15 protein-coding genes are annotated in these 14,591 nt (G+C 66.2%); 5 read left to right on the top strand and 10 right to left on the bottom strand.

Annotated features, from left to right (window positions below; all coding sequences use genetic code 11):
- The coding region (locus AC5P60_RS19895) for an integrase core domain-containing protein (RefSeq protein WP_197631242.1) at positions 1-130 on the top strand (130 nt) is incomplete at its 5' end.
- 129 nt (positions 131-259) lie between these two features.
- Here AC5P60_RS19895 and AC5P60_RS19890 read toward each other — a convergent pair.
- Positions 260-643, bottom strand: a complete 384-nt coding sequence (locus AC5P60_RS19890; protein ID WP_024957075.1) for a GtrA family protein — start codon at positions 641-643, stop codon at positions 260-262.
- A gap of 84 nt (positions 644-727) precedes the next feature.
- Between AC5P60_RS19890 and glmU the strand changes: the two genes are divergently transcribed.
- The gene (glmU, locus tag AC5P60_RS19885) at positions 728-2,095 is read left to right on the top strand and encodes a bifunctional UDP-N-acetylglucosamine diphosphorylase/glucosamine-1-phosphate N-acetyltransferase GlmU (RefSeq protein ID WP_049397104.1); all 1,368 of its coding nucleotides are present in this window, start codon (positions 728-730) and stop codon (positions 2,093-2,095) included.
- On the top strand, positions 2,064-2,597 hold the full coding sequence (locus AC5P60_RS19880) for a GNAT family N-acetyltransferase (protein WP_111118086.1): 534 nt from the start codon (positions 2,064-2,066) through the stop codon (positions 2,595-2,597). The genes glmU and AC5P60_RS19880 overlap by 32 nt, the downstream gene beginning before the upstream one ends.
- Positions 2,598-2,653: 56 nt before the next feature.
- Here the strand turns inward: AC5P60_RS19880 and AC5P60_RS19875 are convergent, their stop codons facing one another.
- The 7 genes from AC5P60_RS19875 to AC5P60_RS19845 all read right to left on the bottom strand — a co-directional run bounded on the left by AC5P60_RS19875 (position 2,654) and on the right by AC5P60_RS19845 (position 10,452).
- Positions 2,654-4,006, bottom strand: a complete 1,353-nt coding sequence (locus AC5P60_RS19875; RefSeq protein ID WP_005414539.1) for a sensor histidine kinase — start codon at positions 4,004-4,006, stop codon at positions 2,654-2,656.
- Positions 4,003-5,349, bottom strand: coding sequence for a sigma-54-dependent transcriptional regulator (locus tag AC5P60_RS19870; protein WP_164208477.1), 1,347 nt, complete (start codon positions 5,347-5,349; stop codon positions 4,003-4,005). The genes AC5P60_RS19875 and AC5P60_RS19870 overlap by 4 nt, the downstream gene beginning before the upstream one ends.
- Positions 5,350-5,472: 123 nt before the next feature.
- A complete protein-coding gene (locus AC5P60_RS19865) occupies positions 5,473-5,850 on the bottom strand; it encodes a PDZ domain-containing protein (protein ID WP_172958443.1) in 378 nt (125 codons plus the stop codon).
- A 16-nt stretch (positions 5,851-5,866) separates the two neighbouring features.
- Positions 5,867-7,084: an ABC transporter permease gene (locus tag AC5P60_RS19860; protein WP_049404095.1), complete on the bottom strand. Its 1,218-nt coding sequence runs from the start codon at positions 7,082-7,084 to the stop codon at positions 5,867-5,869.
- A 20-nt stretch (positions 7,085-7,104) separates the two neighbouring features.
- On the bottom strand, positions 7,105-8,403 hold the full coding sequence (locus AC5P60_RS19855) for an ABC transporter permease (protein ID WP_024957069.1): 1,299 nt from the start codon (positions 8,401-8,403) through the stop codon (positions 7,105-7,107).
- Between the two features lie 10 nt (positions 8,404-8,413).
- The gene (locus AC5P60_RS19850; RefSeq protein ID WP_005411118.1) at positions 8,414-9,139 is read right to left on the bottom strand and encodes an ABC transporter ATP-binding protein; all 726 of its coding nucleotides are present in this window, start codon (positions 9,137-9,139) and stop codon (positions 8,414-8,416) included.
- A 35-nt stretch (positions 9,140-9,174) separates the two neighbouring features.
- Entirely contained in the window at positions 9,175-10,452 is a 1,278-nt protein-coding gene (locus AC5P60_RS19845; protein WP_012481314.1) for an efflux RND transporter periplasmic adaptor subunit, read from the bottom strand.
- Between the two features lie 203 nt (positions 10,453-10,655).
- Here AC5P60_RS19845 and glmS point away from each other — a divergent pair, with 203 nt between their 5' ends.
- Together glmS and AC5P60_RS19835 are read left to right on the top strand one after the other, a co-directional pair.
- Entirely contained in the window at positions 10,656-12,494 is a 1,839-nt protein-coding gene (gene glmS / locus AC5P60_RS19840) for a glutamine--fructose-6-phosphate transaminase (isomerizing) (RefSeq protein ID WP_483693645.1), read from the top strand.
- A gap of 445 nt (positions 12,495-12,939) precedes the next feature.
- Positions 12,940-13,371 carry a CBS domain-containing protein gene (locus AC5P60_RS19835; protein ID WP_005411115.1) on the top strand — a complete coding sequence of 144 codons (432 nt, stop codon included), beginning with the start codon at positions 12,940-12,942 and terminating at the stop codon, positions 13,369-13,371.
- A gap of 67 nt (positions 13,372-13,438) precedes the next feature.
- Here AC5P60_RS19835 and AC5P60_RS19830 read toward each other — a convergent pair whose 3' ends face one another.
- Positions 13,439-13,867 carry a VOC family protein gene (locus AC5P60_RS19830; RefSeq protein ID WP_049454983.1) on the bottom strand — a complete coding sequence of 143 codons (429 nt, stop codon included), beginning with the start codon at positions 13,865-13,867 and terminating at the stop codon, positions 13,439-13,441.
- A gap of 94 nt (positions 13,868-13,961) precedes the next feature.
- Positions 13,962-14,480, bottom strand: a complete 519-nt coding sequence (gene gloA, locus AC5P60_RS19825; RefSeq protein ID WP_005414533.1) for a lactoylglutathione lyase — start codon at positions 14,478-14,480, stop codon at positions 13,962-13,964.
- Between the last annotated feature and the right edge of the window lie 111 nt (positions 14,481-14,591).

The following is a 14,591-nucleotide window of genomic DNA, read 5'->3' as shown; positions in this document are numbered from 1 at the left end:
AGAGCAACGTGATGCCGTGCTGCCTGAATGGCTGCATTACTACAACTGGCACCGACCCCACATGGGGATCGGCAGCCAACCGCCTATTTCCAGAATCCCGCTGAACAACGTGGTGGGTTTACACAGTTAGTCGACTGCTCTACGTTCAGGCCGCGAAAATCCCGCCCTGCGCGCGTTAGTCGACTACCAGTCGACTCTACCAATCCCGGTCCCCAGTCCCGATCCCGATCCCGATCCCGATCCCGATCCTGGTGCCGTCTCAGCGATACACCACGTACCGCATCAGCAGGAACGACACACACGCCAGGCCGCCTTCCACCAGCGGTTTGGCCAGCCAGGTGTACTGCAGGCCCAGCGCGTGGTCCACCAGGCTCACCAGCAATGTGCTCGCCACGGTGAGCAGCAGCCATAGGCCGAAGAAGCGTGCAAATCGCTTCCATCCCAGCTTGCGGGTGCCGGCCTCGGCAAAGGTGTAGCGGCCGTTGAGCCAGAAGCCCAGCAGCATGCCGGCCAGGCGCCCGGCGATGTTGGCCGGCGCCACGGGCATGCCCAGTGCGGTGGTGACCACGAACACGAGCCAGTCGAGCAGCAGCTGCACGAGCCCGATGACGAGGTAGGCGCTTCCCTGGCGGACGAGGCTCATCGGCATGGCGAAGGGAGGAGGGATGCCCATGTTAACGGCGCACGCTCTAGAATCACCGGCAACGAACCACGGACCGCCGTTCCCATGACCCAACCCCTGCACGTCATCATCCTCGCTGCCGGCGCAGGCAAGCGCATGAAGTCGGTGCTGCCGAAGGTGCTGCAGCCGATCGCGGGCCAGCCGATGCTGGCGCACGTGATCGACGCGGCCCGTGAGCTCCAGCCGGCGGCGATCCACGTGGTCCATGGCCATGGCGGCGAGGTGGTGCGCCAGTACTTCGCCGGCCAACCCGACCTGCAATGGGCCGAGCAGGCACAGCAGCTCGGCACCGGCCACGCGGTAGCGCAGGCGATGCCCCAGGTTCCCGACCTGGCGCAGGTGCTGGTCCTGTACGGCGACGTGCCGCTGATCCGTGCGCAGACCCTGCGCGACCTGCTCGCACAGCCGGGCCGGCTGGCGGTACTGGTGGCCGATGTCGATGACCCGACCGGATATGGCCGCGTGCTGCGCGATGCCGAGGGCAAGGTTGGCGCGATCATCGAGCAGAAGGACGCCACCGATGACCAGCTGCGCGTGCGCACGATCAATACCGGCATCATCGCGGCCGAATCGACTGCGCTGCGCCGTTGGCTGTCGCAGCTTTCCAACAGCAATGCACAGGGCGAGTACTACCTCACCGATGTCTTTGCGTTTGCCGCCCATGAATACACGCCGGCCGAAATGGCGCTGGTGGCCGACGCGCAGGAGGCCGAAGGGGCAAACGACCCCTGGCAGCTCTCGCAGCTGGAGCGCGCCTGGCAGCGTCGTGCGGTACGGGCTCTGTGCGCACAGGGGGCGCGCGTGCGCGATCCGGCCCGGCTCGACATCCGCGGCACTGTCACCGTGGGCAGCGACGTGCTGATCGACGTCGATGTCGTGCTCGAGGGCAACGTGGTGCTCGGCGACGGCGTCACCGTCGGTCCGTTCAACCGTTTGAAGGACGTCAACCTTGGGCCGGGCACCGAAGTGCGTGCGCACTGCGACCTGGAGGGCGTGGTTACCGAGGGCGCCGCGCAGATCGGCCCGTTCGCGCGCCTGCGACCGGGCACCGTGCTGGCCGATGGCGTGCACGTCGGCAACTTCGTCGAGACCAAGAAGGTCACGCTGGGTGTGGGCAGCAAGGCCAATCACCTCACCTACCTGGGCGATGCGGTGATCGGCAGCAAGGTGAACATCGGCGCTGGCACCATCACCTGCAACTACGATGGCGTGAACAAGTCGACCACCACCATCGGCGACAACGCGTTCATCGGCTCCAACAGTTCGCTGGTGGCACCGGTGACCATTGGCGACGGCGCGACCATTGCCGCCGGTTCGGTCATTACCCGCAACGCGCCGGACGGCAAGCTGACACTGGCGCGTGCCCGACAGGAAACCATCGATGGCTGGAAGCGCCCGCTCAAGAAGTCCTGAGCCCCGCATTCCCCGCGCCGATGAACTCGGTGTGCTGCCCGGCATCGAGCAGCGCGCCGGCCAGGTGTTGAGGGGCCATGAGGCCTATCCGGTGTTCGCCGGGCATGGCCTGGACCTGCCGACACTACAGGATGGCCTTGAACGCGGGCAGCTGTGGGTGGTGGATGCGGCAGACGGTGGCATCGCCGGCTATCTGCTTGCCGGCGAACTGGCAGGTGAGTTCCACGTGCTGCAGATGGATGTGGATCCTGCACACGCGCGGCAAGGTCATGGGCGCACGTTGTTGCGCCATGCATTGGTACAGGCCCGGGCGAAAGGCTATCGCTCGGCCGTGCTGACCACGTTGTCCGACGTGCCGTGGAATGCGGCCTTCTATGCCAGTGAAGGGTTCGTCGCCGCACCGGAGGCGGAGTGGGGTGCAGGGCTGCAGGCGGTGATGGCCGAAGAGGCCGCGCTGGGGTTTCCGATGCATCTACGCGTGGCGATGCGGCAGGCCTGGTAGGTGCCGGCCTCGGTCGGCATATCCACGCATCGCGTGGATCTACCCGATCGGTCCGCTCAACCCACCGGCAGCAGGATCGACACGCACAACCCGCCATCGCCGCGGTTCTGCAGTGACACCCGTCCGCCGTGGGCCTCCACGATCTCCCGCGTCAGCGCCAGCCCCAGCCCGGTGCCATTGCGCTTGGTCGAGTAGAACGGCATCAGTGCGTTCTGCAGCACCTGCTCGTTCATGCCCTTGCCGCGGTCAAGCACGTCCAAGCGCAGCCACTGCGGCAGCCGGGTCAGCTGTACCTGCACATCGTCGTTGGGCGGCTCGGCTTCAGCGCAGGCTTCGTGCGCATTCTTCAGCAGGTTCAACAACGCCTGCCCGAACTGCGCGATGTCGATGCGGCTGCTCAGCTCCTCGTCCGGCTCACGTTCCATGCCGAACGGGATCTGCTGGCGCAGGCTGGACAGGAACGGCGCCCAGTGCACGGTCTGCAGCTGCGGCTGTGGCAGCTTGGCAAAGCGCGCATAGCCACGGATGAAGCCTTCCAGGTGGCGTGCGCGATCCTCGATGGTGGTGAAGATCTCGGGCAGCCGGTCAAAGCGTTCACGCTGCACCAGCACGCCGCCGGAATGGGCGAGCGAAGCAATCGGCGCCAGTGAGTTGTTGAGCTCGTGGCTGATCACCCGGATCACCTTCTTCCAGGTCTGCACTTCCTGGCGGCGCAGCTCGGCGGTCAACAGGCGCACCAGCAGCAGGTCGTGTGGGCGGCCGTTGAGCTGGAAGGCACGCCGCGAGAGGTGATAGACCTGCTCGTCATCCTCATCGCCGTCCTCCCCCTCGGCGTGCACCGCGAACAGGCTGTCACCGCCACGGGCGATGGCATCGCGCAGTTCCACCGGCACCTGTTCCAGCACGTCTTCCAGGCGCTGGCCTTCCAGCTTCCAGCCGCCGTGCAGCAGCTTGCGCGCGGCCAGGTTGGAGAACACCACGCGGGCGATGCCATCACCGCCGGAGGCGATCAACAGCATCGCAACCGGCGTGTTCTGCACCATGGTGTCCAGCAGCAGCTCACGTTGCACCAGGCCCTGCCGCTGCTCACGCAGTACATCACCCAGCTCCCGGTGTGCCTGCACCAGGTCGCCGAGCTCGTCATTGCCGGGCCAGTGCACGCCGAAGTTGTATTCGCCGTCGCGATAGCTGCTGGTGGTGCCCGCCAGGGCCCGCATCAGTGACCGCACCGGGGCGGTGGCCCGACGCAGGGTCCACCACATCAGTGACAGCAGGATCAGCGCCGACACCGTGGTCACCACCCAGCCATGGTCCATCCAGTAGGCCAGGAGCCACGGCAGTGCCGCAGCCAGTGCCAGCACCGGCAGCAGGCGCAGGAACAGGCGGAAGGTGAACGAGCGCCGCTTCATTCGCGTGGAATACCGTGGCGGTCCATGCGCCGGTACAGCGCCTGGCGGCTCAGGCCGAGCTCGGCGGCAGCCTGGGCGATGACGCCATGGTTGCGCGCCAGCACCTCCTCGATGCGTGCGCGGTCGGGATCATTGCCTGCGCTGGGTGCCGGTCGTGGTGCGGCGGCTGCGCGCGGCAGGTTGAGATCGGCCACTTCGATGCGGTTGCCGGTGGCCAGCAGTTCGGCACGCTGGATCACGTTGCGCAGCTCGCGCACGTTACCTGGCCAGGGGTGCCGCTGCAGTGCTGCGGTGGCGGCGCTGGACAGCGGCTTGCCAGCGGTCAGGAATCGCTCGGCCAGCGGCACGATGTCGCCCGGGCGGTCGGCCAGCGGCGGCAGCACCAGTTCCACCGTGTTGAGGCGGTAATAGAGATCTTCGCGGAAGGTACCCTCGCGGATCATCGTCGGCAGGTCGGCATTGGTCGCGCTGACCACGCGGACCTTGACCTGGCGCTCGCGGTTGGAACCCAGGCGCTCGAAGCGGCCGGTTTCCAGCACGCGCAGCAGCTTCATCTGCCCGCCCAGCGACAGGTTGCCGATCTCATCCAGGAACAGGGTGCCACCATCGGCGGCCTCGAACTTGCCTTCGCGCGCCTTGTTGGCGCCGGTATACGCACCGGCCTCGGCACCGAACAGTTCGGCTTCGATCAGTTCCGAGGGCAGCGCGCCACAGTTGACCGCCACGAACGGGCCCTTGGCCACCAGCGAATTGGCCTGGATGATCTGCGCGATCTTCTCCTTGCCGGCACCGTTCGCGCCGGTGATCAGTACCGGCAGTTCCGAGCGTGCGACCTGGCAGGCGAGGGCGATGACGCGCTCGCTGGCGGGGTCGGCGAAGACCGCGCCGCACAGGTCGTACTTCTCTTCCAGCGCATTGCGCTGGCGCAGCTCACGGCTGCGGCGCCGGTCCAGTTCACGGCGTGCCTCGGACAGTTCCAGCAGGTTGTTGACCGTGGTCAGCAGCTTGCGGTCGTCCCAGGGCTTGGCCAGGTAGTCGGCGGCACCGGCCTTGACCAGGTCCACCGCGCTGCTCAGGTGGGTCCAGGCGGTCAGCAGGATCACCGGCAGGTCCGGGTGGCGCGCGCGGATCTGTGCGAACAGGTCTTCGCCTTCTTCGCCGGAGGTGGTGTCCTCGCTGAAATTCATGTCCTGGATCACCAGGTCGACCGGCTGCGACTCGAGCAGGGCCAGCCCTTCGGCCGGGCTCTGCGCCTGCAGGGTGTCGATGTCATGCAGGGAGAACAGCACGTCCAACGCGGTGCCCACGCTGGCGTTGTCGTCGATGATCAGGATCGAAGGCATCAAGCAGTTCTGCAGAAAGGGATGGGCGGCGCCGATGGAGCCGTTCGTGTCCACGCACCGGGAGAGCCCGGCGCCACCCATCAAGCATAGCCAAACCTGTGGCCGTGCAGGAGCGGATGATGCTCAGCGCCTGGGTGGGGCTGGCGGAGGTGGTGGCGCGGGTGGTGGCGGGACCTCCAATGCCTGTCGCCACGCAGCGGCGTTGACCGCCACCGTCAGTTCGCGCTTGTCGCGGCGCAGCAACAGATAGGCGCTGGCCGCGTGGGAATGGCGCAGTGCCTCGGCCAGATGTTCAACCCGGCGCACCGCCGTGTCGTCCACGCGGAGGATGCGATCGCCACTGCGCACGCCGAAGCGCACTTCCGGGCTGGCGGCCTCCACATGCACCTGGCCTTCGGTCGAGCGCAGCGACAGCCGCGCTCCATCGCGGCGCCATTCCAGCGTCTGTGCGCTGCCACCACCGGCCAGCGCCGGCAGGGGCAGTAGCAGCATCAGGCACATCGCGCAGGCACGCATCTCACGCGCCCCGCGTGGCGACCGCAGGCGGTACCGCCGCCGCACGCCGTGCCGGACCGAACACCGCAATCTGTCCCAGTATCCATAGCAGCAGTGCACCCAGCGGCAGGTAGTACAGCGGCATGCGCGGCAGCTCGTACAGGTTCATCAGGGCCAGGTTGATCGCGTACGCCGCGAGCATGCCCAGCATGATGCCCAGCGAGGCCAGCAGGAAGTTCTCGGTCTGGAAGTAGCGCAGGATCTGCCCGCGGGTGGCGCCCAGCGCACGGCGGATGCCGATCTGCTTGCTGCGCTGCTGCACCCAGAAGCTGGCCAGGCCGATGATGCCCAGCGCAGTGACCACCAGCAGCGAGATGCTGACGGTGATCAGCAGGCCGACCATCGCGCGGTCGTTCTTGAAGAAGTCCTTGCGCTGGTCTTCATAGGTCAGCTTGTCGCGCATCAGGCGGTTGGGGTCGTTGCGCTCCAGCGCGGCGGCACCGGCATCGAGCACCTCCTGGCGGCGTTCCGGCGAAGTGCGCAACACGTACGTGCCACCCTTGTCGAAGCTGACCCGGATCGGCAGCAGCATCGAGTTGGTCCAGTTGTCATTCCAGCCATTGGGCGTGCTGAGCGTGTCGACGATGCCGACCACATGCAGCGACTGCTTGCCCATGTAGTAGGTCTTGCCCAAGGCGCTGCCGTTGGGCTCCATCTTGGCGGCGGTGGCCTGGGTGAGGATGACCGGGATGGCCTTTTCCTTGGCGCCACCCTTGCTGACGTCTTCGAAGTTCTGGTACTCGTCGGGCAGGAAATCGCGGCCGGCGATCAGATTGATGCCCATCGTGGCCAGCCCGTTCTCGGACAGGGTGTACATCGAAGCGTTGGTGGTCGGCCGTTCCTGGTCGATCACCCGCGAGATGCTGCTGCTGGAGGATCCGTTGCGGAAGGGAACCTGGTTGATGATGGTGACGTTGCTGACGCCGGGAATCGCGCGCAGCGATGCCAGGTCCTCGCGGGTGCGGGACATGGCGTCGGTCTGCTTGCCGATGCCGCTGACGCGCAGCATCACCAGTTCGCTCTCGGCGATGCCGCTGGGCATGCTGATCTTTTCCACGCGCTGGCTGACCAGGAACAGCGCGTTGCAGACGATGGCGCAGGTCAGTGCGACTTCCAGCACGATCAGGGCGGCAGCGGTCTTGTGCCGGCGCAGCGTGCTGAGGATGGGGCGGATGTCCATGGGAGTCCTCGTTCGGGTGCTTACTGCGACTTGAGCTGGATGGCCGGGGTGACCTGCATCGCGCGCCAGGCGGGCAGGAATCCGGCGGCGAGGCTGGCGAACAGGGTCAGGCCCAGCGCGAGCAGCAGCATGTTGCCGTCCAGGTGGGCCAGCTTTGCGTATTCCACCGGCTGCTGGCGCACCGCGAACAGGCCAAGCAGGGCCAGGCCGATACCCAGCACGCCACCGACCACGCCCACCGCGCCGGCTTCCACCAGGCACTGCAGGAAGATCTGGCCACGGCTGGCACCGAGTGCACGGCGCACGCCGATCTCACCACTGCGGCGCAGGAACTTGGCCAGCAGCAGGCCTACCGTGTTGACCAAGCAGACACCGAGGAAGCCCAGCGCCAGCCACAGCTGCAGGCGCACGTCGCTGGGCACTGCACCATTGAAGTCCAGCCATTCCATCACGGTGCGCAGGCGCACGTTCGGTGGGTGCTTGAAGCGGCCGGCCTCGCGCTGCTGGGTCGAATAGTTCTCCAGGTAGCGGCGGTAGTCGCCGGCCTTGGCCGGGTCCATTTCCACCCAGTACTGCAGCCACGCGCACGGTGCATTGAGCGAGTAGCTGTTGCCGTCGGGGTTTTCGCCGAAGCAGTTCATGTTGCCGTTGTTGCCGAGCTTCAGGTCCAACGAGGTGGAGATCGGCAGCAGCAGGTCTTCGTTCTTGCCGTAGCTGCCGGTGGTCAGGTCGTAGAAGTGCGGCTCCGGGCTCCATTCCTTCATCACGCCGACGATGCGGTAACTCTGGCCTTCCATGCGCAGGTCGCGGCCCACGCTGTTGGCGCCCTGGTACAGCTTGTCGTTGAGCGCCTTGGAGATGACCACCACGCGTGCGCGGCCTTCATCGTCCTCGCGCGTCCAGGGGCGGCCGTACTGCATGGGCACCTCGAACATCGGGAAGAAATCGGCCGAGGTCCAGCGGGTGTCGATGCTGAAGGGCTTGAGCGTGCTGTTGTCCGGTTCGATGGTGCCGCCGCCGCCGCTCATCAGCGCCTGGCGCTCGCCCTTGGCCTCGCGCAGCAGCGCTTCACCGTCGAAGCGGGTCAGCTGGGTTTCCGGTTCCTCGCCGGCGACATAGGCGCCGGTCGCGGCATCGAGCTGCACGTAGAACAGGCGGTCACTCTTGCCCGGAATCGGGTCGCCGGACAGCACGTGGAATACGGTCAACGTGGTCATCGAGGCGCCGATGCCGAGCGCGATGGCGATCACCATCAGCGCGGTCAGGACCTTGTTGCGGCGGAAACTGCGCGCCGCCAGTCGGGTGTAGTAGGCGAACATGGTCGGGCCCTCACTCGTTGACGGCGACGATGTGGCGCAACGGCGTGGCCAGCACCGGCTCGCGCACCAGGTCGGTCACCTGGCCATCGACGATGTGCACGTTGCGCTGCGCACGCGCGGCCAGTTCCGGGTCGTGGGTGACCATCACGATGGTGGTGCCGGCGGCGTTGATCTCCTCCAGCAGCTCCATCACGCCCCGGGCCATCTGCGTATCCAGATTGCCGGTCGGTTCGTCGGCCAGCAGCAGGCGCGGGCTGCCGGCCAGCGCACGCGCGATGGCCGCGCGCTGCTGCTGGCCACCCGACAGTTCATTCGGATAGTGCTTCATGCGCGAGCCCAGGCCGACCTGGGTCAGTGCCTTCTCGATGCGTTCGCGGCGCTCGTTGGCGCTCATCCTGCGATAGCGCAGCGGAACGTCGACGTTGTCGAACAGGTTCAGGTCGGGGATCAGGTTGAAGCCCTGGAAGATGAAGCCGATCTTCTGGTTGCGCAGGCGGCTGCGGGCGTCGTCGCCCAGCGTGCTCACGTCCTGGCCGTCCAGCATGTAGGTACCGCTGGTGAAGGTTTCCAGCAGGCCGGCGATGTTGAGGAAGGTGGTCTTGCCGGAGCCGGACGGGCCGGTGACCGCGACGAACTCACCTTCCTTGACCTGCAGTTCCAGCGAGCGCAGTGCGTGGGTTTCCACCTGTTCGGTGCGGAAGACCTTGGCGACCGAACGCATTTCGAGCATGTACATGGGGTGTCCTCTCTCCAGGATTCAGGTATCAGGTATCAGTTGACGGAGACGCGTTCGGCGTCCTTGAACAGGTCGCTGCCGGAGACCACGATGCGGTCGCCCGGCTGCACACCCGACTTGATTTCCACTTCGCCCAGGCTGCTGACGCCCAGTTCCACCGGACGGCGCACGGCGGTGCGGCCATCCATCACGTAGGCCATGCCGTTGCCCTGTTCGACGAACGGGCCACGCTCGACCTTCAGCACGTTCTTGCGGGTATCGAGCAGCACGCGCACTGACATCCGTTGGCTCTGGCGCAGGCCTTCGGGCTGCGCGCTGGCAAAGCGCACGCGCGCGTTGACCTCACCGTTGACCACTTCCGGCGACACCGCGCTGATCTCGCCCGGGAAGGGCTGGCCGTTGCCGCCGGTCAGCTGTGCGGGCATGCCGATCGCCAGGTCGCGGGCGAAGCTCTCCGGCACCTTGATCTCGACTTCGAACTTGGACAGGTCGACCACGCCCAGCACCGGGGCATTGGCGGCCAGGTTGGTGGACTGCACCGCCTGCACCTGGCCGACCTGGCCATCGAACGGGGCACGCAGCGTCAGCGCATCGACCTGGCGCTGTACTTCGGCCACCACCGCCTTCTGGCGATCGGCCAGCAGGCGCTTGTTGCGGGCATCCAGGTCCGCGCCCTGGCTCTGCAGGCGGGCATCGGTGGTGGCGTTGGCCAGGGTGATGTCGGCTTTCTTCAGCGAGTCCTTGGCCTTGGCCAGGTCGATCTGCGGCACCGCCCCGCCGTCGTAGCCGCGCTGGTAGCGCTGCAGGTCGCGGTCGGCGGCCTGCCGTTCGATGGTGGCCTGGTCGGTTTCCTTGCGCGACTTGGCGCGGGCCAGGGTGGCGTCCAGCGCGGCACGGCTGGCCTCGGCCTCCAGGCCGGCCAGGGTGGCCTGTTCCTGGGCCAGCTTGCTGCGCAGTTCGGGGCTGTCGATGACCGCCAGCTCCTGCCCCTTCTTCACCACGTCACCGGCGACCACCTTCAGGTCCACGGTGCCCGCAGAGATGGCATACAGGACCGGGCTGTTGGCGGCGATCACGCGGCCGTCGGCGGCGATGTCACGGACCAGGTCGCCCCGCTTCACTTCGGCGATGCGCACGCGGCTGCTGTCGAAGGAACGGCTGGCGTTGGACCAGGCGTGCACGGCCCAGCCGATGCCGGCGAGCAGGGCGATCGTGCCCAGCGCCGGCCAACGGTAACGGAGCCAGTTGGCGCGCGGAGCGCTGGCCGGAGTGGAGGAAACGATCTGGTCCTGGGCGGAAGTGTCGCGGATCATCGGGTGCGTGCCTGACGGTGGTAGCCAGTACCAAGCACGTAGCGTGCCAACTTTAATTCCTTATGGGTCAATGAGTTGGGATGTGGTGTGAAGTGTCCGGGTGTCCGCGGACACCTTTCCGGACACTTTCATTAAGCGGACAGGAGGGGGAGCGCGGGCACGCAGGCTAGAATGCGACGATCGTCTTCAAGGAAACGCGTGACATGTGTGGAATCGTGGGTGCGATCGCTGATCGCGACGTAGTGCCGGTGCTGATCGAAGGCCTGAAGCGGCTGGAGTACCGTGGTTACGATTCCTCCGGCATCGCGGTGATCGACCAGGGTGAGCGCCGCGATGTACGTCGCGTGCGTCGTACCGGTCGTGTGTCGGAAATGGCCACGGCGGCCGAGGCCGAGGGCTTCAACGCGGTGCTGGGCATCGGCCACACCCGCTGGGCCACCCACGGTGGTGTCACCGAGGCCAACGCGCATCCGCACATCAGCCATGGCGTGGCGCTGGTGCACAACGGCATCATCGAGAACCACGAAGAGCAGCGCGAGAAGCTGCGTGCGCTGGGCTACACCTTCGAGTCGCAGACCGACACCGAAGTCATCGCACACCTGATCCACCATCACCTGAAGAGTGGTGACGACCTGCTGGTGGCGCTGCAGCATACGGTGAAGGAGCTGACCGGTGCCTACGCACTGGCCGTGGTCAGCCGCGCCGAGCCGGAACGCTTCGTCTGCGCGCGCATGGGCTGCCCGCTGCTGATCGGCCTGGGCGAGGGCGAGAACTTCGTTGCTTCCGACGTCTCGGCGGTGATCTCGGCCACCCGCAAGGTCATTTTCCTGGAAGAGGGCGATACCGCCGAGATCCGTCGCGATGGCGTGCGCATCTTCGACGAGCACGACCGGCCGATCGAGCGCGACGTGCATCTGTCCGATGTGTCGCTGGCATCGCTGGAGCTGGGCCCGTACCGCCACTTCATGCAGAAGGAGATCCACGAGCAGCCGCGCGCGCTGGGCGACACCATCGAGGCGGCGATCGACGCCGGTGGTTTCCCGGCCGAGCTGTTCGGCAAGAGCGCCGAAGCCGTGCTGTCGGGCACTGAAGGCGTGCAGATCATCGCCTGCGGCACCAGCTACTACGCCGGCCTGACCGCGCGCTACTGGATCGAAGCCATCGCCGGCCTGCCGTGCAGCGTGGAGATCGCCAGCGAGTATCGCTACCGTGCCGCCTACGCGAATCCGAAGCACCTGATCGTGACCATTTCCCAGTCCGGCGAAACGCTGGATACGTTGGAAGCGCTGAAGTACGCCAAGTCGCTGGGCCACAAGCACACGCTGTCGATCTGCAACGTGCCGGAAAGCGCGATCCCGCGCGCCAGCGAACTGGTGTGCTACACCCGTGCCGGTGCCGAGATCGGCGTGGCCTCGACCAAGGCCTTCACCACCCAGCTGGCGGCACTGTTCCAGCTGACCGTGGTGCTGGGCAAGCTGCACGGCCGCATCGACGCGGCGCAGGAAGCGGACTACCTTGAGCAGCTGCGCTTCCTGCCGGGCAGCGTGCAGCACGCATTGAACATGGAGCCGCAGATCGCTGCGTGGGCCGAGCGTTTCGCACGCAAGAGCAGCGCGCTGTTCCTGGGTCGTGGCCTGCATTACCCGATCGCGCTGGAAGGCGCGCTCAAGCTCAAGGAAATCTCCTACATCCACGCCGAGGCCTACCCGGCAGGCGAGCTGAAGCATGGCCCGCTGGCGCTGGTGGACGAGGACATGCCGGTGGTGGTGATCGCGCCGAACGACAGCTTGCTGGAAAAGGTGAAGTCGAACATGCAGGAAGTGCGCGCGCGTGGCGGTGAACTGTTCGTGTTCGCCGACCAGGACAGCAACTTCAACGAGTCCGAAGGGGTGCACGTGATCCGTACGCCGCGTCATGCCGGCGTGCTCAGCCCGATCGTGCACACCATTCCGGTGCAGTTGCTGGCCTACCACACCGCGCTGGCGCGCGGCACCGACGTGGACAAGCCGCGCAACCTGGCCAAGAGCGTGACGGTGGAGTAACACCCGTCAGCTCGGTTGGAGGTTGCAAGCGAAGGGGGCCGTGTGGCCCCCTTTCGTTTGTGCCGGTGGCAGCGGCAAGTGGGACAGCCACAGGGTGTTCTGTCCACCGTCGGCAGCAGGCAATCAATCTTTAACGCGTGGCATCGCGTGTATTCAGCGGCGGTTTCAGCCGCGGTGCCATTCTCTGGATCGTCGGTTGGTTCCCACGACGAACTGTCCCATCGATGCCGGTAGTGACCGATGGTCGCAGTCGTAGAATCGATTTGACCGAGGTCCGGGTTGAGCGGTTGAACCCACCTCGTTCGCGTTGCAGCACGTCGTCTGCCGATCCATTCCAAGCGGCAGCCGGGTGCGCCAGACGTGCGCTGAAAGGTCTGTTCCCGGGGAGGGGGCGTATCGGAAGAGCACACTTTTTGACTTCAGTGACCTGCACCAGGAAACAAGAATGAACGTCCGCGAACTCCTGCAATCCAAGAAAGAAGCTGTCATCACCATCGATGCCGAAGACACCATTGGTGCCGCCGCCCACAAGATGAGCGCGAACAGGATCGCTGCGCTGGTGGTGATGAAGGACGATGCCCCGGTCGGCATCATTTCCGAGAAGGACATCGTGCGTACCCTGGCCGACGACGGCCCGCAGGCCGGCCGCCGGGTGATTTCCAGCCTGCCGTCCACCGGCCTGGAGGGCATCGCCCCGGAGGCCACCCTGAAGCAGGCCATGTCGCTGATGACGTACTCGCGGCGCCGTCATCTGATGGTCACCGAAGGCACTCGTCTGGTCGGCATCCTCAGCCTGGGCGACATCGTGAAGAACCTGCTGGGCGAGCTGGAGCTGGAAAAGGCCGTGCTGCAGGACATCTACATGGCCGCCCACTGAGGGCTGCAGCGCTGGAAGCAGAGAAGCCGGGCATTGCCCGGCTTCTTCGTTCACGGCATCGGTGAAATCAGAAAGTGACCTTCACCGAGTCGGCGCTGTAGTTGGCTGGGCCGTGGTAGACCACTTCGATGTTGTTGCCATCCGGGTCGAGCACGAACGCGCCGTAGTAGCCCGGGTGGTAAGGGCGTTCACCGGGCGCGCCGTTGTCGGTGCCGCCGGCGGCGATCGCGGCGGTATGGAAGGCATCGACGGTGGCGCTGTCGCGGGCCTGGAAGGCCAGATGGTGGCGGCCGGTCAGCTGGCCGGTGGCGGCCGTGCTGCTGGCGCTGGAAATGAACAGCTCATCGGCCCAGAAGTAGTCATCGCCTTCACCGGCGATCGGGATGCCGATGGTGTCGAACACCGCCTGGTAGAAGCGGCGGCTGGCCGCCAGGTCGCGCACTACCAGCTGGATGTGGTCGATCAGGCGGCCGCGGTGCAGTTCCATCGTTTCCATACGAACCTCGCAGAAAAAGGGGACGGAGGGGATTAAGTCGCTTCCAGCCCAATAATGCCAGAAACGACTTAATCCCCTCCGTCCCCTTTTCGGGTCAGACGTTGGCGATGATCTCGACCCAGTAGCCGTCCGGGTCCTTGATGAAAGCCAGGTTCTTCATGCGGCCGTCGGTCAGGCGCTTCTGGAAGGTCACGCCCAGATCCTCGAAGCGCTGGCAGGCGGCCTCGATGTCCGGCACCGACACGCAGATGTGGCCGAAGCCGCGCGGGTCGCTGTTGCCGTCGTGGTAGACCGCGCCGTCCTGGGTTTCGGTGCCGTGGTTGTGGGTCAGTTCCAGCACGCCCGGCAGCCCGGCCATCCACAGGCGGCGGGCGTTGTCATCTTCCGGCACCGTGACGCCAGCGGGCACGTAGGCCAGGAAGTACAGGCTGAACTGGGCCTCGGGGAAGTCGCGCTTGTCGATCAGCTGGTAGCCGAGCACGCGGGTGTAGAAGTCCAGCGAAGCGGCAATGTCCTTCACGCGCAGCATGGTGTGGTTGAACACGAAGCCGGTGGTTTCGGCCGGGGCCTGGGCGGCGACGCCGGGAACATCGCGCAGGGCGGGAATGGTCATGGGGGAGGTCCTTCAGACAGGGCCGTTGCCGGCCGGATGGCGCCATTCTACCGGCCAGCACCTGACGGCACTGCGACGTACAATGGCCGGATCGCACCGTTCCGTCCTGAC

It is taken from the genome of Stenotrophomonas sp. YJH_SMC_120 (genome assembly GCF_059368675.1).
Note: the sequence above shows the minus strand (reverse complement) of the source record. Positions and strands in the feature narration are given on the sequence as shown.